Genomic DNA, 255 nt, shown 5'->3' with positions numbered 1-255 from the left:
GGTTTGAATTTAAAGCTAAAAAAGGGGATATTGTCTCTACTTTCAGTTACGTGCTTATCCTTGACATTTACTTCTGTTGTCACAGCTTCTTCTGCTAATACAAATGTTGTGAAAGATACAAAATATTTCGATCCAAGCCAATACAATATGCACTTTGACCATGAAACAGGATGGTATGTTGATGACTCTGGTAAGACAGTTTATGACCCAGTAAACTTTAGACTCGTCCTAATTGAAGCAAATGTTTATTTAGAC

Annotated in this window: 1 pseudogene; it reads left to right on the top strand. The window is 34.9% G+C overall.

Annotated features, from left to right (window positions below):
- Positions 1 to 30: 30 nt before the first annotated feature.
- Positions 31 to 255 (top strand): annotated as a pseudogene (locus tag O0550_RS24305) (hypothetical protein); the annotation flags it as partial.

Source organism: Brevibacillus halotolerans, from assembly GCF_026891775.1.
Taxonomy (GTDB): Bacteria; Bacillota; Bacilli; order Brevibacillales; family Brevibacillaceae; genus Brevibacillus_B; species Brevibacillus_B halotolerans.
Note: the sequence above shows the minus strand (reverse complement) of the source record. Positions and strands in the feature narration are given on the sequence as shown.